The following is a 24,090-nucleotide window of genomic DNA, read 5'->3' as shown; positions in this document are numbered from 1 at the left end:
GGGGTATGAGTGTATGACGGCCCATCGTAGGGCCGCACCGCCGCCGGCGCGTTGACCGCCGTCAAGCGCGGGCATTGGACCCTGCGGGCGGCAGGCGTCACATTGGTGTCATGTGCGGCGGATACGCTGCGCGCCACCGCCGGCCCGCGCGTCACCTGCCCCCTGCAATGCCAACTCCCGACCAGACTCCGATGTTTCCGCCGTACCTACCGCTGCGCAGGCACCTGGCAGCACCGGCCCGGCACCGGCGCCGCCTGCTTGCCGCCGCCGGCGCGGCCCTGGCCCTGCCCGCCTGGCCAGCACTGTCGCAGGCGCGCCGCACGATCGTGGTCGGCCACCTGCTCGACCGCGGCGGCGCACAAGCCGACCTTGCGCGCGACTACCTGGCCGGGGCCAAGGTCATGTTCGACGCCGTCAACGCCGGCAACGGCCCGGTGCGCATCGCGCACGTGGTCCGCGACGCCGATCCCGACCCGCGCCGCGCGCTGGCGCAGGCGGTGTCGCTGGCCGATACCGACCGCGCCGAGCTGCTGTTCGGCCCGGGCGACCGGCTGTTGCCGGCGCTGGCGGCATCGGCCGAGCTGGGCCGGCGCGGCGTGCAGATCGTGGCGCCGCTGTCGGGCCTTGCGCTGACGGCCGACAACGTCTGGTTCACCCGTGCCGACTACCAGGCCGAACTGGACGCGGCGGTACGCCAGCTGCGCAGCTACGGCATGACCAGCATCGCGCTGGCCCTGGCGCCGGACTTCGCCGCCCCGTCGCTGGCCCGGCTGGAGGCGCAGACCGGGACGCGCGCGGTGCCGCTCGACGCCAATCCCGAGGCCGCCGCCCGGCGCATCGCCGCCACCCGCCCGGGCGCGGTGATCGTGGCGGGCGATACCCTCGCCTACGCCGGACTGGGCCGCGCGCTGGCGGTGCAGGGCTGGTACGGTTTCCTGGTCGGGCTGTCGTCGGTCAGCGCCACCGCCGCGCGCGAAATCCTGGGCGCTGGCTACAACGGCGGCATGGTGCTGACCCAGGTCGCGCCCGGGCCGCAACAGGCCACGCTGCGGGTGGTGAAGGAACACGTGGCGCGCATGAAGCAATACCTGGATGAGCCGCCGTCGCCGGCCACGCTGGCCGGCTATATCGGCGCGGCATGGCTGGCGCGCGCGCTGGCCGGCCTGCGCGGCAGCGGCGCGGCCGAGATGCGGCGGGCACTGCAGGGGCGCGTGGACGTGGGCGATTTCCCGCTCGACTTCACGCACGGGCAGCGCGGCTCGCAGTACGTCACGCTGGCGGCGTCAGCCGCGCGGTAGGGACAGGCGCGCGGGCAGGCCGCCTTCGGGGCGGTTGCTCAGGGTCAGCTCGCCGCCATGGCGCGCGGCAATGTCGGCCGCGATCGACAACCCCATGCCGACCCCGCCGGTGGCGCGGCTGCGCGAGGATTCGCCGCAGTAGAACGGCTCGAGCAGCACAGCCGCAATACCAGGTATGCCTGCACCCGGCGTCTTGTCAGCCTGGTATGCCTTTGTATCGGGACTGTAGCGCCCCGTTCAGCCCGGGGCCGTCTTGCCGCCGGTTCCCAGCAGTGCCTTGAGCGCGCCGAGCCGGTCCTTGGGGCTCATCGCCGGGGTTTCATCCACCGGCGCAGGCGCCTCCTCCAGCTTCATCTCGCCGATAAAGCGCGAAGGCTGGCACGAGTAGGTTTCGCGCGCACGCTTGCGCTTCTTGCACCAGCTGACATGCAGGCTGCGCTGGGCGCGGGTGATGCCGACATACATCAGCCGCCGCTCTTCCTCGATCTTCTCGTCGCTCATGTCCTCGTCTTCGCGGCAGTGCGGCAGGATGCCCTCCTCCACACCGACCAGGAACACGTGCGGATACTCCAGCCCCTTGGACGCATGCAGCGTGGACAGCCGCACCGCGTCGGGATCTTCCTCGCGGCCTTCCAGCATGCTCATCAGCGCCACGGTCTGGGTCAGCTCCAGCAGGTTCTTGCCTTCGCTGCCGAAGCCGTCGGCATTGTCGAAACCGGTGGCTTCCTCGCCCTCGGCGCCTTCGGGCTTGGTGCCCTTGCGCTTGAGCCAGTCCAGGAATTCCAGCGTGTTGGTCCAGCGCGACTGCGCCTGCCGTTCGTCGAAGCTGTCGTACAGGTAGGCCTCGTAGTGGATCCCTTCCATCAGGTCGTCCAGCACCACGGTGGCGGGATCCTTGGCCGCGCGGTCGGCCAGCCGTACCATCGATTCGCAGAACACGCGCAGCGGCTCCAGCTGGCGCGGCTGCAGCTTGCCTTCGATACCGCCCATCATCGCGGCCTCGAACAGCGACACCTTGGCCTGTCCGGCAAAGGTGCCCAGCACTTCCAGCGTGGTGTTTCCCACGCCGCGGCGCGGCGTGGTGATGGCGCGGATAAAGGCGGGATCGTCGTCGGGATTGGCAATCAGGCGCAGGTAGGCGCAGATGTCCTTGATCTCGGCCTTGTCGAAGAAGCTCTGGCCGCCTGAAAGCACATAGGGAATGCGCTCGCGCCGCAGGATCTGCTCAAACAGCCGCGCCTGGTGGTTGCCGCGATACAGGATGGCGTAGTCGCGGAACTGCGCGCGGCGCTCGAACTTGTGCGCGGACAGGCGGAACACCACCGACTCGGCCTCGTGCTCCTCGTCGTTCATCGGGTGGATGGCGATGGGGTCGCCCATGCCGTGCTCGCTCCACAGCTTTTTGTCGAACAGCTTGGGATTGTTGGCGATAACCGCGTTGGCCGCTTCCAGGATGCGCACGGTGGAGCGGTAGTTCTGCTCCAGCTTGATCACCTTCAGGTCCGGAAAATCGGTCTGCAGCCCGCGCAGGTTGTCCAGCGTGGCGCCGCGCCAGCCGTAGATGGCCTGGTCGTCGTCGCCCACCGCGGTAAAGGCCGGCGCGCGCAGGTGCGAGCCGCCCGCCAGCAGCTTGAGCAACTGGTACTGGCAGGCGTTGGTGTCCTGGTATTCGTCGACCAGGAAGTAGCGCAGGCGGTTCTGCCACTTGAGCTGCACCGCTTCATTGCGCGCGAACAGTTCGGCCGGCAGGCGGATCAGGTCGTCGAAATCCACCGCCTGGTAGGCATGCAGCGTGGCCACGTAGTTGCGGTAGACCAGCGCGGCCTGGTGCTCGTCGGCATTGGCGGCCTGCGCGATCGCTGCCTCCGGATCGACCATGCCGTTCTTCCACAGCGAGATCGTGCCCTGCACGCCGCGGATCAGCTTCTTGTCGGTGGTGCCGAGCTGCTCCTGGATCAGGCCGAAGCAGTCGTCCGAATCCATGATCGAAAACTGCGGCTTCAGGCCCACGTGCTCGGCCTCCATGCGCAGGATCTGCACCCCGAGCGAGTGGAAGGTACAGACCGTCAGCTGTTTGAGCGGAATGCGCTTGCCCTCGCGCGTAGTCTTGCCCTCCATCAGCTTGCCGATGCGCTCCTGCATCTCCTTGGCGGCCTTGTTGGTAAAGGTGACGGCGGCGATATGGCGCGGCTCGAAGCCCTTGTCCTCGATCAGATGCGCGATCTTCTGCGTGATCACCCGGGTCTTGCCGGAGCCCGCCCCGGCCAGCACCAGGCAAGGGCCGTCCAGGTAGCGGACGGCTTCGGATTGGGCGGAGTTCAGGCCATGGGTCATGCGTGGGATGCGGTTGGAGGCAGGGAAATCGGCAGGAACAGCGGAAGGCCAGGCGGGACACGCCAGCACCCAAGAAACGGGCACGGCGGCAAAGCTGCCGATGTTAACACGCTGGCCGCGGCAGGTCAGTCAGCGCAAGCCGCGTTGACACGGCCGGTTGTGTCACCGGCGTAACACTTCGTAAAGGCCGGAGCCAATCGCGCAACCAAACGCTCTAACTAGTATGTCCCCCTGGCCTGCGCGGCGGGGTTGACATGCTTGAATCATCACATCGGAGCCAATAATGAAAACCCTGCAGACTTTGACCAAGGTGACCCTGATCGGCGTGACCGTCGCGGCCTTTGCCGGTTGCGCGGATATGACCCCGAAGCAGCGTAATACCGCCATTGGCGCGGGCGCGGGCGCCGTGGGCGGCGCCATCCTCACCGACGGTAGCGCGCTGGGTACGCTGGGTGGCGCGGCCGTGGGCGGCGTGATCGGTAACGTTGTCACCGACGACAAGAAGAAGTAAGCCAGACCACCGCAGCGACAGGTACGGCAGGCTCCCCTGGCCCGTTTGACAAAGGCCGGGGCCTCCCGTACATTGCGCGCATCCGACCGGGAGAGCGCGCATCGCCTGCGCCGCCGAAGGGGTATCACCCGAAAACTCTCAGGCACCACGGACCGATCGGATCGGCATGCAATATGCACACGATGCATGCCGAACTCTGGAGAGCGGCACCCGCCATTCGTGGCGAGCGTGCCCACCGAAGGGGCGCACGAGGACGGGGTCCGGCAGGATCCGCCTTGTAATCTCTCAGGTATCGAGGACAGAGGGGTCATCCGCCGCAGCGGATTGCCACGCCACATTCAGGCGCGGCGAGCATTGCGGCGGATGGCCCTTTTTTGTTTTCGCCAACCGAGACTGCCCCAGAGGATTCCATGACGCTCCAGGCCACGCCCCTCAACGCCATCCACCGCGCCCTCGGCGCCCGCATGGTTGATTTCGGCGGCTGGGACATGCCGGTCAACTACGGCTCCCAGATCGAAGAACACAATGCTGTGCGCACCGACGCCGGCATGTTCGACGTGTCGCACATGTGCGTGGTCGACCTCGCCGGCGCCAATACCCGCAGCTTCCTGCGCGGCCTGCTGGCCAACAATGTCGACAAGCTGCAGACCCCGGGCAAGGCGCTCTACTCCTGCATGCTGGATGAGAAAGGCGGCGTGATCGACGACCTGATCGTCTACTTCTTTGCCGAGGACCACTTCCGCCTGGTCGTCAACGCCAGCACCGCGCTGGGCGACATCGAATGGATCCGCGCGCGCAATGCCGCCACCGGCAGCGATGTGACCATCACGCCGCGCCGCGAGGACGTTGCGCCTGCAGGCGTGCAGCCTCTGGCGATCGTCGCCGTGCAGGGGCCCAACGCCCGCACCAAAGTGTGGAGCACTTTCCCCTCGACCCAGCCGTCGGACACGCTCAAGCCCTTCAACGCCGCCGTGGTCCAGGACCCGGCCCTCGGCGAGATCATGGTGGCGCGCACCGGCTACACCGGCGAAGACGGCTTCGAACTGGTGGTGCCGGCCGAGAACGTCGCCGCCGTCTGGGAAAAGCTGAACGCCGCCGGCGTGCGCCCGGCGGGCCTGGGCGCGCGCGACACGCTGCGCCTGGAAGCCGGCATGAACCTGTACGGCCAGGACATGGACATCAACACCTCGCCGCTGGATGCGGGCCTGGCCTGGACCGTTGACCTGCAGAGCGAGCGTGACTTCACCGGCAAGGCGGCACTGGCCGCAGCCGGTTCGCGCCAGCAATTCCTCGGCCTGATCCTGCGTGACAAAGGCGGCGTCCTGCGCGCCCACCAGAAAGTGATCACGCCGGCCGGTGACGGTGAAATCACCAGCGGCACCTTCAGCCCGTCGCTGTCCCAGTCCATCGCCTTTGCCCGACTGCCCAAGGATGTCGCCGTGGGCGATACCGTGCAGGTGGAGATCCGCGACCGCAAACTCAACGCGACTGTGGTTAAACTGCCGTTTGTGCGTAATGGCAAGGCACTCGTGAGCTGAGGCTCATACCAACGGTCGCCCTCGCCTGCCGGCAGCTTCGCCGGGCAGGCATCACCCAACAAGAAACAAATCTGTATCCGGAGAACCTTCATGAATTTCCCCGCTGACCTCAAGTACACCGAGTCGCATGAGTGGGTACGCGTCGAAGCCGACGGCACGCTCACCATCGGTATCACCGACCACGCGCAGGACGCGCTGGGCGACATCGTCTTCCTGGAACTGCCCGAAGTGGGCAAGTCGGTCGGTGCCGGCGACGCGCTGGCAGTGGTGGAATCGGTAAAGGCCGCTTCCGACATCTACGCCCCCGTGGCCGGCGAAGTGATCGCCGTCAACGAGGCCGCCACGGCTGCCCCGGAGAGCGTCAACGCCGACGCCTTCGACGCGTGGCTGTTCAAGCTCAAGCCGGCCAACGGCGACGACGTCAACGGCCTGATGTCGGCCGACGCCTACAAGGCCAGCGTCGGCGCCTGACGCCGGCCGCGCCGGTCCATGGTTGGACCGGCCACTGCAGACTGACGCGCGCCGTCCCGGCTGACCACCGGCCGGCGCGCACCCCACGAGGTTCTTGCCAATGAACGCCCCGCTTCCCATGAACGCCGCCCAAGTGAACCGGCCCACGCTGGCCGAACTGGAGGCGCGCGACGCCTTCGCCGCCCGCCATATCGGCCCCGATACCCCCGAACAGCAGCACATGCTGAAGGTGCTCGGCTATGACAGCCGCGCCGCGCTGATCGACGCCGTCATCCCCGCCGCCATCCGCCGCCGCGACGGCATGCCGATGGGCGAGTTCACCGAGCCGCTGAGCGAGGAAGCCGCGCTGGCCAGGCTGCGCGGGCTGGCAGGCAAGAACAGGGTGCTGAAGAGCTTTATCGGCCAGGGCTACTACAACACCGTCACGCCCGGCGTCATCCTGCGCAATATCTTCGAGAACCCGGCCTGGTACACCGCCTACACGCCCTACCAGCCGGAGATCTCGCAGGGCCGCCTGGAAGCGATGCTGAACTTCCAGCAGATGGTCACCGACCTGACCGGGCTGGATATCGCCAATGCATCGATGCTGGATGAAGGCACTGCCGCGGCCGAAGCCATGACGCTGCTGCAGCGCGTGAACAAGCACGATTCGAACACCTTCTACGTGGCCGACGACGTGCTGCCGCAGACGCTGGAAGTGGTACGCACGCGCGCGCTGCCGATGGGCATCGAGGTCAAGGTCGGCCCCGCCGCCGATGCCGCCGCGGCCAACGCCTTCGGCGTGCTGCTGCAGTATCCGGGCGTAAACGGCGACGTCAACGACTACCGCGCCATCGCCGACGCCGTGCACGCCGCCGGCGGCCTGGTGGTGGCTGCCGCCGACCTGCTGGCGCTGACGCTGATCGCCGCGCCTGGCGAATGGGGCGCCGACGTGGCCGTGGGCAACTCGCAGCGCTTCGGCGTACCGCTGGGCTTCGGCGGCCCGCACGCCGGCTATATGGCGGTGAAGGACGCCTTCAAGCGCTCGATGCCGGGCCGCCTGGTGGGCGTGACCATCGATGCGCAGGGCAACAAGGCCTATCGCCTGGCCCTGCAGACGCGCGAGCAGCATATCCGCCGCGAGAAGGCCACCTCGAACATCTGTACTGCGCAGGTGCTGCTGGCCGTAATGGCCTCGATGTATGCCGTCTACCACGGTCCGCAGGGCCTGAAGCGCATCGCGCAGCGCGTGCATCGCCTGACCGCGACGCTGGCCGCCGGCCTGGAAAAGCTCGGCTTCGCGCGCACCAACGCCAGCTTCTTCGATACGCTGACGCTGGAAACCGGCTTCAACACCGATGCCATCCATGCCGCGGCCACCGCGCGCGGCATCAACCTGCGCCATATCAGCGCCACGCGCGTCGGCATCTCGCTGGACGAGACCGCTACCCGTGCCGACGTGGTCGCGCTGTGGGAAGTATTCATGCAGGGCAAGCCGTTGCCCGCGGACGTGGACTTCGACAAGCTCGAGGCCGTCGCGCAGGACGGCTTCCCCTCCGAACTGGCACGCACCAGCGAATACCTGACCCACCCGGTGTTCAACACGCACCACGCCGAACACGAGATGCTGCGCTACCTGCGCATGCTGGCCGACAAGGACCTGGCGCTGGACCGCACCATGATCCCGCTGGGCTCGTGCACGATGAAGCTGAACGCCACCAGCGAGATGATCCCGGTGACCTGGCCCGAATTCAGCCAGATCCACCCGTTCGCGCCGCTGGACCAGACCGTGGGCTACCGCGAGATGATCGACCAGCTCGAGGCCATGCTGTGCGCCGCCACCGGCTACGCCGCGGTGAGCCTGCAACCCAACGCCGGCTCGCAGGGCGAGTACGCGGGCCTGCTGATCATCCACGCCTACCACGCCAGCCGCGGCGAGAGCCATCGCGACATCTGCCTGATTCCGTCGTCCGCACACGGCACCAATCCGGCGTCGGCGCAGATGGCCGGCATGAAGGTGGTGGTCGTAGCCTGCGATGAGGACGGCAACGTCGACCTGCAAGACCTGGCGAAGAAGGCCGAGCAGCACAGCAAGAACCTGGCGGCGATCATGATCACCTACCCGTCCACGCATGGCGTGTTCGAGCAGGGCGTGCAGCAGATTTGCGAGATCGTGCACCAGCACGGCGGCCAGGTGTACGTGGACGGCGCCAACATGAACGCCATGGTCGGCACCGCCGCGCCGGGCCAGTTCGGCGGCGACGTGTCGCACCTGAACCTGCACAAGACCTTCTGCATCCCGCACGGCGGCGGCGGCCCGGGCGTGGGCCCGGTTGCAGTCGGCGCGCACCTGGCTGACTTCCTGCCCAACCAGGACAGCGTCGGCTATCGCCGCGACGACCGCGGCATCGGCGGCGTTTCGGCGGCGCCGTTCGGCTCGGCCAGCATCCTGCCGATCTCGTGGATGTATATCGCGATGATGGGTTCGGCCGGCCTGACCGCCGCCACCGAGAACGCGATCCTGGCGGCCAACTATGTCGCCAAGCGCCTGGCCCCGTACTACCCGGTGCTGTACACCGGCCAGCACGACCTGGTCGCGCACGAGTGCATCCTGGACCTGCGCCCGCTGCAGAAGGACACCGGCATCAGCAATGAAGACGTGGCCAAGCGCCTGATGGACTACGGCTTCCACGCCCCGACCATGAGCTTCCCGGTGCCGGGCACGCTGATGATCGAGCCGACCGAGAGCGAGGCGCTGCACGAGCTGGACCGCTTTATCGACGCGATGATCGCGATCCGCCAGGAAATCGGCCGCGTTGCCGACGGCACCTTCGACCGCGACGACAACCCGCTCAAGCACGCGCCGCACACGGCCGCGGTGGTGACCGCCGACGAGTGGACCCACAAGTACACGCGCGAGGAAGCCGCGTACCCGGTGGCATCGCTGCGCACGCAGAAGTACTGGCCGCCGGTCGGCCGTGCCGACAACGTGTATGGTGACCGCAACCTGTTCTGCGCCTGCGTGCCGGTCAGCGACTACGTGGTGGACTGAGGCGTAGCGCCGCCCCCCCCCCCGCGGGCCCCGCCAACGAACTATGCTCGAGATGACGGGCATCGCGGTGTCGCGGTGCCCGCCGCAGCCACGCCAACCGACCAAGAAGAGCCTCTTCAGGGCCATCCCATTGCTGGAGACATTCCGTGGCAGTCAGCGTCTTTGATCTGTTCAAGGTGGGCATCGGCCCGTCGAGCTCGCATACCGTAGGCCCGATGCGCGCTGCGCTGATGTTCGCGCAGGGGCTTGAGCGCGACGGCCTGCTGCCGCAGGTGGCGAGCGTGCGTGCCGAGCTCTATGGCTCGCTGGGCGCCACCGGCAAGGGCCACGGCACCGACAAGGGCGTGATCCTCGGCCTGATGGGGGAAGCCCCCGACACCATCGATCCCGATTCGATCGACACGCGCCTGGCCGCGCTGCGCGCGGGCCGCGAGCTGTCCCTGCTGGGCCAGCATGTCGTGCCCTTTGTCGAGAAGGAGCACATCGCCTTCTACCGGCGCGAAGCGATGGCCGAGCATCCCAACGGCATGAAGTTTCATGCCTTCGACGCCGGCGGTGCATCGCTGCGCGAGGCGCGCTACCTGTCGGTCGGCGGCGGCTTCGTCGTGACCGCGGGCGCACCCAATACGCAGGTGCTCAATGCCGCGCAGCAGCTGCCGCACCCGTTCCGCAGCGGCAAGGACATGCTGGAGATGGCCACCGCCAGTGGCAAGAGCATCGCGCGGCTGATGATGGAAAACGAGCTGACCTGGCGCAGCGAGGCGGAAGTCACCAGCGGCCTGCTGCATATCTGGGATGTGATGCAGGCGTGCGTGGCGCGCGGCTGCCGCACCGACGGCGAGCTGCCGGGACCATTCAGGGTCAAGCGCCGTGCGCCGGAGCTGTTCCGCAGCCTGACCGAGCGCGCCGAGCGCACCCTGTCCGACCCGCTCTCGGTGATGGACTGGGTCAACCTGTACGCCATCGCAGTCAATGAAGAGAACGCCGCCGGCGGGCGCGTGGTCACGGCACCTACCAACGGCGCGGCCGGCATCATCCCCGCGGTGCTGCACTACTACGACCGCTTCGTGCCGGGTGCCAGCAAGCAAGGCGTGGTCGACTTCCTGCTGACCGCGGGCGCGATCGGGCTGCTGTACAAGCTCAATGCGTCGATTTCCGGCGCCGAGGTCGGCTGCCAGGGCGAAGTCGGCGTGGCCTGCTCGATGGCCGCCGGCGCGCTGGCGGCGGTGCAGGGCGGCAGCCCGGCGCAGGTCGAGAACGCGGCCGAGATCGGCATGGAGCACAACCTCGGGCTGACCTGCGACCCGGTTGGCGGACTGGTGCAGATCCCGTGTATCGAGCGCAACGCAATGGCCTCGGTCAAGGCGGTCAACGCGGCGCGCATGGCCTTGCGCGGCGACGGCACGCACTACGTATCGCTCGATTCGGTGATCAAGACCATGCGCGAGACCGGTGCCGACATGAAGACCAAGTACAAGGAGACGGCGCGCGGCGGGCTGGCGGTGAATATCGTGGAATGCTAATGTCCGCGCGCGCAGCGCGGCGTATCATGGCGGCGTTCCCCGAACGAAAAACAAGAGGGCAGCCATGCAGACCTTCCACCAGCTGTTCGACGACACCTCGTCCACCTTCACCTACCTGCTGATCGACGCCGCCACCGGGGACGCGCTGCTGATCGATCCGGTCGACCACCAGCTGGAACGCGACCTGGCGCTGCTGAAGTCAACCGGCGCGCGGCTGGCGTGGGTCATCGAGACCCATGCCCATGCCGACCACATCACCTCGGCCGGCCACCTTGCGCTGCAGACCGGCGCGCACACTGCGGCGCCGTCCGGCTGCGATATCAAGCCCGCGCAGAAGCAGCTGATCGACGGCGACACTGTCGCCTTCGGCAAGCAGGTGCTGCGCGCCATTCATACGCCCGGGCACACCGCCGGCAGCATGAGCTACCTGTGGGAAGAGCCCACGCCCGACGGCATCGTGCGCCGCGTCTTCACCGGCGATGCCTTGCTGATCGACGGCTGCGGCCGCACCGACTTCCAGTCGGGCGACGCCGGCACGCTCTACGACAGCCTGACCAGGAAGCTGTTTGCGCTGCCCGACGACACGCAGGTCTATCCGGCCCACGACTACAAGGGCCGCACCTCGTCCACCATCGGCCAGGAGCGCGCCCACAACAGCCGCGTCGCCGGCCGCACGCGCGAAGAGTTCATCGAGATGATGCGCAACCTGAACCTGCCGCGCCCGAAGCTGATCGATGTCGCCGTGGCGGCCAACCAGCGCCTGGGCCTGCGCGACGGCGAAAGCGTGCCGCACGGCGCCTGAGGTTTTCCTAACGTTAGGAGTCTTTGCATGTCCACATACACCGCTGAAGTCCTGTGGCAACGCGACGGGCAGGATTTCGCCGGCAACCGCTACAGCCGCAGGCATGTGCTGCGCTTTGACGGTGGCGCGGAAGTCCCGGGATCGTCATCACCCCATGTGGTGCCATTGCCGATGTCGGATGCGAGCGCGGTCGATCCCGAGGAGATGTTCATCGCCTCGCTGTCCAGCTGCCACATGCTGTGGTTCCTGTCGCTGGCGGCGAAGCAACGCTTTGTCGTCGACCGCTACCTGGATGCGGCCACCGGTGTGATGGAAAAGAACGCGGACGGGCAGATGGCGATGACCGTGGTGACGCTGCGCCCTCAGGTGACGTTTGGCGGCGAGCGCGAGCCCACGCGCGAAGAACTCGATGCCCTGCACCACGCCGCGCATGGCGCCTGCTTTATCGCCAACTCGGTCAGGACCGAGGTGCGCTGCGAACCGGTGTTCGCCTGCGCCTGAGCGCGTTGCCATGCCTGCCATCGCCCCGGCACCGGCGCCAGCGCGGCTGGTGTCGCCGCGGACTGAATCGGTTCGCCGCAGGGTGCTGCGCTGGCTCGGTGCGGGACTGGTCCTGCTTGCCGGAATCAGCATGATGCAGGATCACTTCCTCTACTTTCCCGATAAAGCCTCGGTCGACGACATGGTCTCGCCCGGCCTGCGCGCCTGGCCGGGGCCGCAGGACTTTCGCGGCCTTGTCGCCGAACCGGCCGGACCGGCGCGCGCCACCGCCATGGTCTTTCACGGCAATGCCGGGCACGCCGGGCATCGCGGCTACTACGCCAGCGCGCTGACGAAGCTGGGCCTTCGCGTGATCCTGGCCGAGTACCCGGCCTACGGCCCGCGCACCGGCGCACTCGGCGAGCGCAGCTTCGTGGCAGACGCGGAACAATCGATTGCGCTGGCCCGGCGCCAGTTCGGCGGCCCGCTGCTGCTGGTCGGCGAGTCGCTGGGCGCGGGCGTGGCCGCAGCGGCCGCGGCGCGCCAGCGCGAGAGCGTCGCCGGCGTGCTGCTGATCACGCCGTGGGACAAGCTTGCGCATATTGCCTCGCATCACTATCCCTGGCTGCCGGCCGGCTGGGTGCTGCGCGACCGCTACGACAGCGCGGCCAACCTGGAAGGCTTCGGCCGCCCGGTGATGGTCGCGGTCGCCGAACGCGACACCATCGTGCCGGCACGCTTCGGCCAGGCGCTCTATGCGTCGCTGGGCGAACCGCGGCGGCTCGCGGTGATCGGCGGCGCCGGGCATAACGACTGGGCCGGGCATGTCGATACGGCCTGGTGGCAGGAAGCGGTCGCGTTCCTGCTGTCCCCGCCACCCACGACAAACAAATAACATCGGCCGTCAAAACGCTGATTTGACTTACCCCTGCGTGCCGCAAATACTGGCCTTCACAGAACGGCTCGCCACTTGCGCACCGGTCGGTGCGTCCAGCGTCGCGTAGCCGACACCCGTGGGAGAACATCATCATGAAGCAATGCCCGCATCGCAAGCTGTACCGTGGCCTCGGCGTACTGGCCGCGGCGATCGCGCTGACCCCGGCGCTGATCCCGGCTCAGGCCATGGCGCAGAACAAGCCCATGGCCTATCCGGCCAAGGGCCAGAGTCAGCAACAGCAGGCCAGCGACGACGGCGCCTGCTACAGCTGGGCCAAGCAGCAGACCGGCGTGGATCCGGCACAGGCCGCCAACGCCCCGCCGCCGGCCCAGGCGCAGAGCGGCCAGCGCGTGCGGGGTGCCGCGGGCGGCGCCGCGGCGGGCGCGGTGGTGGGCGCGATGGCAGGCGATGCCGGCAAGGGTGCGGCGGTCGGCGCGGCAGCGGGTACGGTGGGGGGCGGCGTGGCGCACCGGCAGTCGCGCCGCCAGGCGAACGCGGCCAACCAGCAGGCGGCGGCCAATACCAGCCAGGCGATGGGCTCGTACTACCAGGCCTGGGGCGCCTGCATGCAGGGGCGCGGCTACAGCGTCAAATAAGACAAGGGGCAGCCTGGCGCAGCCTCAGGCAGCCCACCGGTCACACGCCTTGCGCACCGTTTCACGCTGGCTGCGCGCATCGGCATCGACCTGGCGCAGCCACTCGGCGTCGCCGTCGCGGCGCTCGGCCAGCGCGCGGATATTGGCCAGCGCCTCCAGCGAGCCGAGTGCCTCGGCGTGCGGCACCAGCGCGTCGCAGATCGACAGGATGTGGTCGGCGATCGGCATGCGCGTCAGTTCGTTGGGATGCACGTACTCCCCCTCCAGCCCGAAACGGCAGGCCTGGAAGCGGTTGAAGGTGTACACCAGGTAATCGTCTTCCTGCGGCATGAAGGGGCGCGACAGCAGCAGGTAGCGCGCCAGCATCTGGATATAGGCGGCGATATCGCAGGCGCGCTGCACCGTCAGCGGCGTGTCCATCACGCGGACCTCGATGGTGCCGAACTCGGGCTTGGGCCGGATATCCCAGTAGAAGTCCTTCATGCTCTCGATCACGCCGGTATTGCGCATCTTTTCGAAATACGCGGTGAAGGCGTCCCACGTCAGCAGGAACGGCGCCCGCCCGCTCATCGGGAAGGCCGCGACCGAATTCAGCCGCGCCGAGGCAAAGCCGGTATCCACGCCCTGCACATAGGGCGAGGATGCCGCCAGCGCCACAAAGTGCGGCACATAGCGGCCGATGGCGTGCAGCAGGAACAGCGATTCGTCGGCGCTGGGGCAGCCGATATGCACGTGCTGGCCGAACACCGTGAACTGCTTGGCGAGGTAGCCGTACAGCTCTGAGATGTACTGGTAGCGCGGCGAATCCGAGATGGTGCGGTCGGCCCACTGCTGGAACGGGTGGGTGCCGCCGCCGGCAATGCCCAGGTTCAGCGAGCGCGAGGCCGCCACCATCAGGTCGCGCATCACAGTCAGCTCTTCCAGCGCCTGCTGGTAGGTGTGGCAGATCCCGGTGCTGATCTCGATCATCGACGGGCTGATCTCCGGCTTGATGTCGCCGGCATGCTCGGCGCCCTTGAGCGCGCGCAGCAGGTCGGGCGCGAACGGGGCCAGGTCATAGTCATGCCGGTTGACCAGCTGCAGCTCCAGCTCCACGCCGAAGGTCAGCGCCTCAGAGTGCTTGAACGTTTCGAGCGACATCAGCGCCCTCCTCCATTGGCCCGGATGTCGACGCGGACTTCGCCTGCGTAGCGCAGCGCCCAGGCCGCGATCACCGGACCGAAAAGTTGTTCGATTGCCAGCGCGCACAGGATGATGGCCGCCAGCGGCTGGCCGGTACCGGGGTAGAGCCGCGCCACGTCATGCATCAGCAGGTAGGCGAGGCCCGACATCGGCGCCAGCGCCAGCCCCAGCGCCATGCACTGGCGCAGGCTCAGGCCCGAGAACGAGCCCAGCGAGACCACGCCGGCCAGCTTGGCCACATGGCGCAGCACCACCAGCGCGATGGCGTAAACGCCGCCCACGGCCCAGTCCTGTGCCGTCAGCGGCAGGCCCAGCGACACCACCATCACGATGATCAGCAGGCTGCCGGCGCTGCCGAAATGCGGCGGCCACACATGCGGCTGGTTGTCCTGGTGCTTGAACACGACACCGGCCAGCATCAGCGTCAGCGGCATCGACAATTTTAGTACCCGGGTCAGCGCCAGCGTGAACAGCACCAGGCCCACCAGCACCAGGAAGCTGTAGTGGTCGTCGGCCGACATGCGGTCATAGATGGCATGGCCGAGCTTGCCCACCACCCACGCCAGCAGGCACGAGCCCACCAGCAGGTACAGCGGATGCAGCAGCGCCGCGCCCAGGTTGCCGTATTCCGAATGCAGCCAGCCGGTGGCGACCTGCACGATGGCGGCGGCGTAGATGCTGTTGAGTGCGGCCATCGCCATCAGGCGCTCGGTGACCTGGCCGTCGGCGCGCAACTCATTCTTGAGCTGCAGCACGATGGTGGGCGAGGTGCTGACCGCGATGCCGCCGGCCAGGATCGCCACGCCGGGCGAGGCGCCGATCCATTGCAGCACCGCCGCCACCAGGCCCCAGGTCAGCAGGCTTTCAAAGGCACTGGTCAGCAGCAGCCAGCGGTTGGCGCGCAGCCAGGTCAGCGAGAGGCGATGCCCGAGTTCGAACAAGGCCAGCGCCAGCGCCATATCGATCAGGATACGGGTCTGGTTGATCATGTTCTCGTCGACGATGCCGCGCCCCAGCATGCCGGCGCAAAGCCCCGCCGCGGCATACCCGACGATGCGCGGGCAGCGCAGCCAGCGCCGGCTCAGCTCACCGGCCAGGCCGGCGCCGACCAGCGCCAGCCCGACCCAGAACAGGCCGCCGGGCGCGAGCGGGAGGCTTGGAAAAAGTTGGCTCAGTCCATTCATGGCGACATGGTAATGTAAGCACTTCACAATCCATGTCAGTGATTGTCCGACACCGCACAAAACACGCGCACAACTTCTGTCATCTGCACGTAAAAAACGCCATCTCCGGATGGCGTTTTTTTACATCCCTTACATGTTCAGACCGTTCGGCGGCCCGGAGCGACGTTTCAGACGCCCCAGACTTTCCACATCGGGCGGGTTGCCTTGAGCGCGGCCTCCACCTGTGCGTACAAAGTGCGCGTCGAGCCCTGCGCGGCCCCGCGGGCACGGGCCTTTTCGAAATACCCCAGCGCGGTTTCACGCTGGTCCAGGCCAAGCGCCGACTGCACCGCGCGCAGGTACACCTCGGCATCCCAGTCGTCACGCACGGCGAAGGCTGCGATAAAGTCGGCCAGCGCGGCATCGTGGCGCCGCGCTGCATGGTGGACCAGCCCGCGCTGCACGCGCGGGCCGGCCTGGTCCAGCGGATCGCCCTCGGTCAGCGCCACGGCCTGTTCGAACAGCGGCAGCGCGCGCTCGGGCTCGCCCGCGTCGCGCCAGACCTGGCCGAAGCGGTTGTACAGCCAGGCGTCCTCGACCAGCAGCGCGCGGCGCTGCTGGGCCTCGATCTCGGCCAGGGCATCAGTGCGGTCGTGCTCGTCCATGCCGGCCACCTGCGCCTGCAGCAGCGCGGCAAAGTGCGCGCGCGCATGCGCCATCGGGTGCGCGGCCTCGCTGCGGGCTTCCACCGGCAGCGCGTCCAGCCGGGCATCCATATGCATCATCGCGGCACGGGCGGCCTCGGTCGGCTCGGCGCCGCCCATGGCCTTCCAGGCCGCGATCATGCGGCTGAAGGCCCAGGTCACGTCGGCCGGGTTACGCTCCAGCGGGTAGCGGTTGAGCACCTCGCCGGCCAGCTCGGCTACTTTCTGGTGCTGGCCGGCGTCGGCGTGGCAGTCGAGCAGGTCGATCCAGTGATCGATGAACTCGCTGGCGGCCATGCCCTGCTGGTGCAGCGCGATGCGCTCGTCCACGTGCGCGGCGTCGGCCGGCAGGCTGCGCGACAGCAGCCGGCAAAGCAGCGAATAGACATGCGGGTCGGCATTGCCGCCGTGCCCCGCGGCATCGCCCTGGCCGGTGGCGAAATACTGGTCGAAGCGCGCCACGCCGGCACGGCCGGCCTGCACAAGCACCGGCCGCAGCGCGGCCTCGGCGGCCGGCACCTCGTCGATGAACTCGCCCAGCGCCATGGCGGCGCGGTAGTAGCCGGCACCGTCGTCGGACTGGTCGGTCAGCGTGAAGCGCAGCCACGGCTCGCGATCGGCCGGCTGGGTGCTGTCGGCGCGCTGCGCCAGCTGGTGGCGCCAGGCCAGTTCGCGTACCTGGCTCTGCGGGTCGGGCACCTGGCGCAGGTAGACCGCCAGGTCGTCCAGTGCCCCCTGGACGTCGCCCACGCCGTGGCGCAGCGGTGCACGCAGGCGGCGCGCCTCGGGGTGGTCAGGGTGCTCGGCCAGCACACGGGCGGCCTGGTCGGCGGCCACGGCGTCACCGGCTGCGGGATCGAGCTCCAGCAGATGCGGGTTGTCCAGGGCCACGCGGCCCAGGCAGACGCGCATCAGGGGCTCCACCGGAACGCCGGCGGCCTCGGCCCGGGCGATGTAGTCCGTCACCAGCGGTGCGATGTCATCTGCGCCCAGGTCGGGATTGCGGACCATCAGGTCATGCCAGTAGCGTGCCGCGGCGGCCATGTCGCCCATGCGCAGCGCGGCCAGGCCGGCGTGGAAATGCGCGGCCCATTCGCCCGTCAGCAGGCCGCCGCGTTGCGCGGCCTCATGCAGCCACGGGCGCGCCTCGGCATCGCGGCCCAGGCTCATCAGCATGGCGCCGTAGCGGTGCGCGATCACCCCGCGCGAGGCCCAGCGGTGCGGCGGCTGCAGCGGCAGCGTGTCAAGCCGCGCCAGCGCCTCGTCCAGCACCGCCAGCGCGGCGTTGGCGTCACCGTTGTCAAAGTGCAGCCGCGCCCGCAGCGTGACGAAATCAACCACCTCGGGGCGGGCCTGCGACAGCTGGTCGGCAATCTGCAGGGCTTCGGTGAAGCGCCCTTGGTTGGCTAGCCCGATGGCGTGGTCGTAGCTGGCTTCCTGCTCGGACACGTACTGCTCCTATGGATTGAAAAAATGTGCGAGTGCGGGATTATGCGCCAATGGGGGAGATACGGAATTGTTTGGGAGGCTTGCCGCCAAGCCCCCAAAAGAAAAAACGCCACCCAAAGGCAGCGTTCTCCCATAACCAAAACCAGCCAGCAGCTTACTTCCCGCCAACCGTCTCCAGCACCGTCCACTTGCCGCCAACCACCTTATAGACAGTGATACCACCATCCTTCAGGTCGCCGCGCGCGTCATACGCCAGCGTCTTGGTGGTCACGCCCTGCATATTGGTAGCAGCCAGCACCGGCAGGTAGCGCGCCGGGTCGGTCGAGCCGGCCTTGACCATGGCCGACATCATCGCGGTGGCGCCGTCGTAGGCGTACGGCGAGTAGGTCTGCACCTTCGAGCCAAAGCGCTTCTCGTACTTCTTCTCGTACGTGGAGCCGCCAGGCATCTGGTCCAGCGGCAGGCCGGCCAGCGACACCACGGTGCCTTCGGCGGCCGGGCCGGCGAGCTTCAGGAAGTTGTCGGTCTTGGACATTTCGCCCGACACCAGCGGGGCCTTCATGCCCAGTTCCTTGACCTGCTTGGCCATCGGCGCGGACTGGGTCTCGGCGCCGCCGTAGAAGATGATGTCCGGGTTGCTGCGCTTGATGTTGGTCAGCACGGCCTTGAAGTCCACCGCCTTGTCGTTGGTGAACTCGCGGCGCACGATCTTGCCGCCGGCGGCCTTGGCGGCCTTCTCGAACTCGTCGGCCAGGCCCTGGCCGTACGCGGTGCGGTCATCGACGATGGCGATGTTCTTCGCGCCCAGCTTCTTCACCACGAAGGCGCCGATCACCGAGCCCTGCTGGGTGTCGGAGGTCATCATGCGGAAGGTGGTCTTGAAGCCTTGCTTGGTGTATTCCGGCGCGGTCGCCATGGCGATCTGCGGAATGCCGGCGCGGTTGTAGACCATCGACGCCGGGATGGTGGTGCCCGAGTTGAAGTGGCCGAGCATGCCCTGGATGCCGTTATCCACCAGCTTCTGCGCCACCACCGAGCCGGTCTTCGGGTCGGCCTGGTCGTCTTCTGAGACCAGCACGAACTTGACTTCCTTGCCGCCGATCTTGGGCTTGGTGGCGTTCATGTCCTCGATCGCGAGGACGATGCCGTTCTGCATGTCCTTGCCGTACTGCGCCTGGCCGCCGGTCATCGGGCCGGCAAAGCCCAGCTTGATTTCCTGGGCCTGCGCGAACGCGGCGGAGGCGGCGGTCAGGCCAGCCAGGGTCAGGGCAACGGTCATTGCCGTCTTGTGGAATGTCGAGCTCATCAGATCTCCTTGGGTCCCAAATGGTGCCGATGTGGTGCCGTTGCCGGCAGTTATAGCGGTGCAGCCTGGCAGTGCCGCACCTTGCTTCAATACGCAACCGGGGCGGGATCGCCGCCACCGCTGCGTGCTTCGACATGACGAGGTCCGAGGGTTGCCTCAGCCGATCGTCATCAAACTGGCATTGCCGCCCGCGGCTGCGGTGTTGACCGAAAGCGAGCGCTCGATCAGCAAACGGTCGAGCGCGATATTCGGTTCACCTTGCGCCAGGCCCTGCACGCCGATGATCGGACCGGGGCGCACCGCCACCTGCTCGCACACCGTGCGCAGCTGGTCGGAATCTCCGTGGTGCAGCACCGCATCGATAGCGATGTCCGCCGCGGTCCAGTCGGCCACCATGCGGACGCGCGATTGTACGCCCTTAGGCAGGCGCGCAAACAGCCCCCGGCTGACAGGGTTTTCCGGCCATACGGCGTCTGCGCCGACGGTCAGCACGGCGCCCAGCTGCAGCGCCAGATCGGCCTCCTGCGTGGCCAGGCACAGCACGTGCTCGCGCGGCAGCAGGGTGTAGGTGTTACGCTCGCCGGTGGGGCCGGGCAGCGTCACGGTCAGGCCCGAGGGCGAGGCCTCGGCCAGGCGCTCGCAGGCGGCGGCCACCGCCGGCAGCTCGGCCCTGGCCCAGGCCTGGAAGGCCGCTGCGGCCTCGTCGCGCAGCGTGGCCGCCTCGGCGCCGCCGCCTGCTTCCGACGCGCGCACGCTGCGTACCACCGCGTCCTGCGGGCAGACCGACAGCAGGCGGTGCAGGTACAGCGGGCCGCCCGCCTTCGGGCCGGTGCCCGACAGGCCTTCGCCGCCAAAGGGCTGCACGCCCACCACGGCGCCGACGATATTGCGGTTGACATACAGGTTGCCCACATGGGCACGGCTGACGATGTGCGAGATGGTCTCGTCGATGCGGGTATGGATGCCCAGCGTCAGGCCGTAGCCGGTGGCGTTGATCTGGCTGACCATGGTGTCCAGCGCCGCGCGCGGAAAGCGCACCACGTGCAGCACCGGGCCGAACACCTCGCGCTTGAGTTCCTCGATGCTATCCAGTTCGATCAGCGTCGGCGGCACGAAGGTGCCGTTGCGGCAGCTGGCGCCCTGTGCGGCGTTGGGGTCGGCCTGATGGACACGGCGGCCCTTGGCGCGCATGGCGTCGACATGGCGCACGATATTGCCGCGCGCTTCGTCGTCGATCACCGGGCCGACGTCGGTCGAGAGCCGGTCCGGATTGGCCATGTTCAGTTCCTGCATGGCGCCCTTGAGCATTTCCAGCACGCGGTCGGCCACGTCTTCCTGCAGGCACAGCACGCGCAGCGCCGAGCAGCGCTGGCCGGCCGAATCGAAAGCGGAGCTGAGGACATCGCCCACCACCTGTTCAGCCAGCGCCGACGAGTCGACGATCATCGCGTTCTGTCCGCCGGTCTCCGCGATCAGCGGGATCGGGCGGCCGGCGGCGTCGAGGCGGCCGGCGACGTTGCGCTGCAGGATGCGCGCGACTTCGGTCGAGCCGGTGAACATCACACCCTTGACGCGGGCGTCGCCGACCAGCGCGGCGCCCACGGTCTCGCCGCGGCCCGGCAGCAGCTGCACCGCGCCGGCCGGAACGCCGGCTTCGCGCAGCAGGCGCACGGCGGCGGCGGCGATCAGCGGGGTCTGCTCGGCGGGCTTGGCCAGCACCGGGTTGCCGGCGGCCAGCGCCGCGGCCACCTGGCCGGTGAAGATCGCCAGCGGGAAGTTCCACGGGCTGATGCAGACCACCGGGCCCAGCGGGCGGTGGGTCTCGTTGTCGAAGCTGCGGCGCACCTCGGCGGCGTAGTAGCGCAGGAAGTCCACGGCTTCGCGCACTTCGGCGATGGCGTTGGAGAAGGTCTTGCCGGCCTCGCGCATGATGATGCCCATCAGCGACTGCATCTGGGCTTCCATCAGGTCGGCGGCGCGCTCCAGCGCGGCCGCGCGCACGTCCGGCGGCGTCGCCTGCCAGATCGGCGCGGCGTTGATGGCGGCCTGCAGCGCGGCGTCGACCTCGGCCTGGCCGGCCTCGGTGACATGGCCCACCACATCGCGGTGGTCGGCCGGGTTCAGCACCGGCGTGGTGATGGCGCCGGCTGCGCGCGGTACCTCGGCGCCGAGCAGCGGCTCGGCCACGAAGCGCTCGCTGGTGCCTGCCAGCAGCGCCGACGACAGCGACGCCAGGCGATGCTCGTTCGCGAGATCGATGCCGGCCGAATTGGGGCGGCTCTTGCCGTACAGCGTGCGCGGCGACGGGATGCGCGGGTGCGGCAGGCCCAGCACGCCTTCTTCGCGGTGCATGGCTTCGACCACGGCGACCGGGTCGGCCACCAGCTCGTCCAGCGAGATGGTGTCGTCGGCGATGCGGTTCACGAACGAGGTATTGGCGCCATTCTCCAGCAGGCGGCGCACCAGGTAGGCCAGCAGCGTTTCATGCGTGCCGACCGGCGCGTAGATGCGGCACGGGCGGTTGAACTTGCCGTCCGCGGTGGCGCCAACCACCTGGTCGTACAGCGGCTCGCCCATGCCGTGCAGGCACTGGAACTCATACTGGCCGGGATAGTAGCTGTGGCCGGCGATCTGGTAGATGGCCGACAGCGTATGCGCATTGTGCGTGGCGAACTGCGGGTAGATCGCGTCCGGCACCGACAGCAGCTTGCGCGCGCAGGCGATGTACGACACGTCGGTGTAGACCTTGCGCGTGTAGACCGGGTAGCCCTCCAGCCCGTCGAGCTGGGCGCGCTTGATCTCGCTGTCCCAGTAGGCGCCCTTGACCAGGCGGATCATCAGGCGGTGGCGGCTGCGGCGGGCCAGGTCGATCAGGTAGTCGATCACGAACGGGCAGCGCTTCTGGTAGCCCTGCACCACGAAGCCGATGCCGTTCCAGCCCGCCAGCTCGGGCTCGAAGCACAGGCGCTCGAGCAGGTCCAGCGAGATCTCCAGGCGGTCGGCTTCCTCGGCGTCGATATTGATGCCGATGTCGTACTGGCGTGCCAGCAGCGTCAGCGACTTCAGGCGCTCGTACAGCTCGCCCACCACGCGCTCATGCTGCGCGCGGCTGTAGCGCGGGTGCAGCGCCGACAGCTTGATCGAGATGCCCGGGCCCTCATAGATGCCGCGCCCGCGCGAGGCCTGGCCGATGGCGTGGATGGCCTGCTCGTACGAGGCCAGGTAGCGCTGCGCGTCGGCCTCGGTCATGGCGGCCTCGCCCAGCATGTCGTAGGAGTAGCGGAAGCCTACGGCCTCGTACTTGCGCGCGTTGGCCAGCGCCTCGGAAATGGTCTCGCCGGTGACGAACTGCTCGCCCATCAGGCGCATCGCCATGTCCACGCCCTTGCGGATCAGCGGCTCGCCGCCCTTGCCGATGATGCGCGTGAGCGCCTTGGTCAGGCCCGATTCGGTATGGGTGGCGACCAGCTTGCCGGTCAGCAGCAGGCCCCAGGTGGCGGCGTTGACGAACAGCGACGGGCTCTGGCCCAGGTGCGACTGCCAGTTGGCGCCGCTGATCTTGTCGCGGATCAGCGCGTCGCGGGTGGCCTTGTCGGGGATGCGCAGCAGGGCCTCGGCCAGGCACATCAGCGCCACGCCTTCCTGCGACGACAGCGAGAATTCCTGGATCAGGCCCTGCACCAGGCCCTCGCGGCCGCTGCCGACCTTCTGCTCGCGCAGCCGCGTGGCCAGGGTCTTGGCCATCTTGATGGCGGCCTCGCCTTGCTGCTGCGGCAGGCGCGCCTGCTCCAGCAGCACCGGTACGCAATCGGCTTCCGGGCGGCGATAGGCAGAGGTAATGGCAGCACGCAGCACCGATTGCGGCTGGATGCTTTGGGCGAACTCCAGGAACGGCTGCGGCGCATCGCCATGGACCAGCTCGGCTCCGTCGGCGCCATCCGCGTCGGCGCTACCGGCGGCGCCGGTCTCGTGCGGCAGGTGGCCGCGCTCGATCTGCTCGAGGTAGGTGAAGATAGCCTGCTTGATCAGCCAGTGCGGCGTGCGGTCGATGGATTGGGCAACGCGCTTGAGGCGGTCGCGCGAGGCGTCGTCGAGCTTGACGCCGAGAGTGGTGGTGGCCATGCGGGCATTTCTCCGAAAGACTGGAGCCGCCGCCGGTGCTACCTCGTCCATGCCGGCAGGCACGGGCGCGCGACCGGCCGCAGCCTGTGAGCTGGCGCGATCTTACTCCCGAAAATCACCAAGGTGCAACCTAGTGCAACCCTATCGAAAACCCTAATGCCAGGGTTGCACCTTTCACTGCCACGCCAGCTGACTCAGATCCGCAACGGGTCGATCTCAAGCTGCCAGCGCACCCCTTTTGCCTCTGTCCCCACATCTGCGAAAGTCTGCACCCACTCAGCCACGAAGCGTTGCAGCACCGGCCGCGAGGTGGCCTCAACCAGCATCTGCGCACGCTCACGGTTGAAGATGCGCACCATCGACATCGGCACCGGATCGTGCAGTTGCACCTCGGCCGCCAGCTCGCAGGTTTCGGCATGCCGGCGCGCCACTTCCAGGAACTGCAGCGCCCGCTCCAGCTGGCCGTGGTCGGCGGTTACCAGCACCTGGTAGCAGAACGGGGGCAACCCGGCCTGGCGCCGCTCGCGCAACTGGCTGGCCGCGAATCCATCATAGTCGTGGCGCGTCAGCGCCTGCAATGCCGGGGTGTCCGGGTAGCGCGTCTGGATCAGCACCTCGCCCGGCAAGCCGGCCCGCCCTGCCC

General features: G+C 68.2%; 16 protein-coding genes, 2 pseudogenes and 2 riboswitches. Of the genes and pseudogenes, 10 read left to right on the top strand and 8 right to left on the bottom strand.

From position 1 onward, the window contains the following. Positions 1 to 167 precede the first annotated feature (167 nt). Positions 168 to 1,298 carry an ABC transporter substrate-binding protein gene (locus tag AC3WRR_RS32405; protein ID WP_037024928.1) on the top strand — a complete coding sequence of 377 codons (1,131 nt, stop codon included), beginning with the start codon at positions 168 to 170 and terminating at the stop codon, positions 1,296 to 1,298. Here AC3WRR_RS32405 and AC3WRR_RS32400 read toward each other — a convergent pair. Both AC3WRR_RS32400 and AC3WRR_RS32395 read right to left on the bottom strand, forming a co-directional pair. Then, positions 1,284 to 1,484, bottom strand: a pseudogene (locus AC3WRR_RS32400) (ATP-binding protein); the annotation flags it as partial. The gene AC3WRR_RS32405 and the pseudogene AC3WRR_RS32400 sit on opposite strands and share 15 nt — an antisense overlap. 51 nt (positions 1,485 to 1,535) lie before the next feature. Beyond that, positions 1,536 to 3,632 (bottom strand): UvrD-helicase domain-containing protein, encoded by a 2,097-nt coding sequence (locus tag AC3WRR_RS32395; RefSeq protein WP_010812166.1) that lies wholly within the window; start codon positions 3,630 to 3,632, stop codon positions 1,536 to 1,538. A gap of 283 nt (positions 3,633 to 3,915) precedes the next feature. Here AC3WRR_RS32395 and AC3WRR_RS32390 point away from each other — a divergent pair, with 283 nt between their 5' ends. The 9 genes from AC3WRR_RS32390 (at position 3,916) to AC3WRR_RS32350 (ending at position 13,521) form a co-directional block, all read left to right on the top strand. Next, a complete protein-coding gene (locus tag AC3WRR_RS32390) occupies positions 3,916 to 4,143 on the top strand; it encodes a YMGG-like glycine zipper-containing protein (protein WP_010812167.1) in 228 nt (75 codons plus the stop codon). A 77-nt stretch (positions 4,144 to 4,220) separates the two neighbouring features. Next, a riboswitch (glycine riboswitch) is annotated at positions 4,221 to 4,308 on the top strand. A gap of 21 nt (positions 4,309 to 4,329) precedes the next feature. Continuing rightward, positions 4,330 to 4,455, top strand: a riboswitch (glycine riboswitch). A 98-nt stretch (positions 4,456 to 4,553) separates the two neighbouring features. Then, the gene (gene gcvT, locus AC3WRR_RS32385) at positions 4,554 to 5,681 is read left to right on the top strand and encodes a glycine cleavage system aminomethyltransferase GcvT (RefSeq protein WP_439668402.1); all 1,128 of its coding nucleotides are present in this window, start codon (positions 4,554 to 4,556) and stop codon (positions 5,679 to 5,681) included. Between the two features lie 90 nt (positions 5,682 to 5,771). Further along, positions 5,772 to 6,152, top strand: coding sequence for a glycine cleavage system protein GcvH (gcvH, locus tag AC3WRR_RS32380; protein WP_010812169.1), 381 nt, complete (start codon positions 5,772 to 5,774; stop codon positions 6,150 to 6,152). Between the two features lie 100 nt (positions 6,153 to 6,252). Beyond that, a complete protein-coding gene (gcvP, locus tag AC3WRR_RS32375) occupies positions 6,253 to 9,183 on the top strand; it encodes an aminomethyl-transferring glycine dehydrogenase (protein ID WP_439671068.1) in 2,931 nt (976 codons plus the stop codon). Positions 9,184 to 9,329: 146 nt separating this feature from the next. Further along, the gene (locus tag AC3WRR_RS32370) at positions 9,330 to 10,706 is read left to right on the top strand and encodes an L-serine ammonia-lyase (RefSeq protein ID WP_010812171.1); all 1,377 of its coding nucleotides are present in this window, start codon (positions 9,330 to 9,332) and stop codon (positions 10,704 to 10,706) included. A gap of 64 nt (positions 10,707 to 10,770) precedes the next feature. Then, positions 10,771 to 11,508 (top strand): MBL fold metallo-hydrolase, encoded by a 738-nt coding sequence (locus tag AC3WRR_RS32365; RefSeq protein ID WP_010812172.1) that lies wholly within the window; start codon positions 10,771 to 10,773, stop codon positions 11,506 to 11,508. 27 nt (positions 11,509 to 11,535) lie between these two features. After that, positions 11,536 to 12,009, top strand: coding sequence for an OsmC family protein (locus AC3WRR_RS32360; RefSeq protein WP_439671069.1), 474 nt, complete (start codon positions 11,536 to 11,538; stop codon positions 12,007 to 12,009). A 10-nt stretch (positions 12,010 to 12,019) separates the two neighbouring features. Then, the gene (locus AC3WRR_RS32355; protein ID WP_492299146.1) at positions 12,020 to 12,883 is read left to right on the top strand and encodes an alpha/beta hydrolase; all 864 of its coding nucleotides are present in this window, start codon (positions 12,020 to 12,022) and stop codon (positions 12,881 to 12,883) included. A gap of 134 nt (positions 12,884 to 13,017) precedes the next feature. Further along, the gene (locus AC3WRR_RS32350) at positions 13,018 to 13,521 is read left to right on the top strand and encodes a glycine zipper domain-containing protein (protein WP_010812175.1); all 504 of its coding nucleotides are present in this window, start codon (positions 13,018 to 13,020) and stop codon (positions 13,519 to 13,521) included. Between the two features lie 24 nt (positions 13,522 to 13,545). Here the strand turns inward: AC3WRR_RS32350 and AC3WRR_RS32345 are convergent, their stop codons facing one another. From AC3WRR_RS32345 to AC3WRR_RS32320, 6 genes and pseudogenes are all read right to left on the bottom strand, one after another. Then, on the bottom strand, positions 13,546 to 14,661 hold the full coding sequence (locus AC3WRR_RS32345; protein WP_010812176.1) for a YbdK family carboxylate-amine ligase: 1,116 nt from the start codon (positions 14,659 to 14,661) through the stop codon (positions 13,546 to 13,548). After that, entirely contained in the window at positions 14,661 to 15,887 is a 1,227-nt protein-coding gene (locus tag AC3WRR_RS32340) for a cation:proton antiporter (protein ID WP_010812177.1), read from the bottom strand. Before AC3WRR_RS32340 ends, AC3WRR_RS32345 begins: the two co-directional genes overlap by 1 nt. 167 nt (positions 15,888 to 16,054) lie before the next feature. Next, positions 16,055 to 18,019, bottom strand: a complete 1,965-nt coding sequence (locus AC3WRR_RS32335; protein WP_439668403.1) for a tetratricopeptide repeat protein — start codon at positions 18,017 to 18,019, stop codon at positions 16,055 to 16,057. A 154-nt stretch (positions 18,020 to 18,173) separates the two neighbouring features. Beyond that, positions 18,174 to 19,325 carry a branched-chain amino acid ABC transporter substrate-binding protein gene (locus tag AC3WRR_RS32330; RefSeq protein ID WP_010812179.1) on the bottom strand — a complete coding sequence of 384 codons (1,152 nt, stop codon included), beginning with the start codon at positions 19,323 to 19,325 and terminating at the stop codon, positions 18,174 to 18,176. 156 nt (positions 19,326 to 19,481) lie between these two features. Further along, positions 19,482 to 23,447: a trifunctional transcriptional regulator/proline dehydrogenase/L-glutamate gamma-semialdehyde dehydrogenase gene (putA, locus tag AC3WRR_RS32325; protein ID WP_492299144.1), complete on the bottom strand. Its 3,966-nt coding sequence runs from the start codon at positions 23,445 to 23,447 to the stop codon at positions 19,482 to 19,484. A 194-nt stretch (positions 23,448 to 23,641) separates the two neighbouring features. After that, positions 23,642 to 24,090, bottom strand: a pseudogene (locus tag AC3WRR_RS32320) (primosomal protein N'); the annotation flags it as partial.

The organism is Cupriavidus sp. FW305-3-2-15-C-LB2, from assembly GCF_058787575.1.
This window is presented reverse-complemented; position numbering and strand designations above follow the sequence as displayed.